The following is a 1,126-nucleotide window of genomic DNA, read 5'->3' as shown; positions in this document are numbered from 1 at the left end:
GAGAAATACGGGAGTGGAAAATCCCTTGTTTTGTCGTTTCTTGCCTTTAACAAGACTTTGGACGTCCGCTCCAGAAAGGAGGTGTTCCAGCCGCACCTTCCGGTACGGCTACCTTGTTACGACTTAGCCCCAATCACCGGTATCACCCTAGGCCGACCCTTGCGGTCACGGACTTCAGGTGCTCCCGGCTTTCATGGCTTGACGGGCGGTGTGTACAAGGCCCGGGAACGTATTCACCGCGCCATGGCTGATGCGCGATTACTAGCGAATCCAGCTTCGTGGAGTCGGGTTGCAGACTCCAGTCCGAACTGAGAGGGGTTTTCGGGATCCGCATCCGCTCGCACGGTAGCTTCCCGCTGTACCCCCCATTGTAACACGTGTGTAGCCCCGGACGTAAGGGCCGTGCTGATTTGACGTCATCCCCACCTTCCTCACATCTTACGATGGCAGTCTCCCCGGAGTGCCCGGCATTACCCGATGGCAAACGGGGACAAGGGTTGCGCTCGTTATGGCACTTAAGCCGACACCTCACGGCACGAGCTGACGACAACCATGCAGCACCTCCACGCAGGTCCGAAGACTGTGACGTCTCTGCCACATTCCTGCGCAGTTCAAGCCCGGGTAAGGTTCCTCGCGTATCATCGAATTAAACCACATGTTCCTCCGCTTGTGCGGGCCCCCGTCAATTCCTTTGAGTTTCACCGTTGCCGGCGTACTCCCCAGGTGGAATACTTAACGCTTTCGCTTGATGACGCACAATTACTCGCGCACCATGAGTATTCATCGTTTACCGTGCGGACTACCAGGGTATCTAATCCTGTTTGATACCCGCACTTTCGAGCCTCAGTGTCAGTTCCGGCCCGGATGCCTGCCTTCGCGATTGGAGTTCTTCATGATATCTGAGCATTTCACCGCTACACCATGAATTCCAGCATCCCTGAACGGACTCAAGACCGCCAGTTTCAACTGCAGGCCGCAGGTTGAGCCCGCGGATTTCACAACTGACTTGACAGTCCACCTACGCTCCCTTTAAACCCAATAAATCCGGATAACGCCCGGACCTTCCGTATTACCGCGGCTGCTGGCACGGAATTAGCCGGTCCTTCTTATGACGGTACCTGCAACG

The 1,126-nt window shown here is 56.0% G+C and carries 1 rRNA gene; it reads right to left on the bottom strand.

Going from position 1 to position 1,126, the window contains the following annotated elements:
* Positions 1 to 74 precede the first annotated feature (74 nt).
* Positions 75 to 1,126: ribosomal RNA gene (locus I6E40_RS10585) — 16S ribosomal RNA — on the bottom strand; the annotation flags it as partial.

It is taken from the genome of Prevotellamassilia timonensis (assembly GCF_021531665.1).
Classification (GTDB): Bacteria; Bacteroidota; Bacteroidia; order Bacteroidales; family Bacteroidaceae; genus Alloprevotella.
This window is presented reverse-complemented; position numbering and strand designations above follow the sequence as displayed.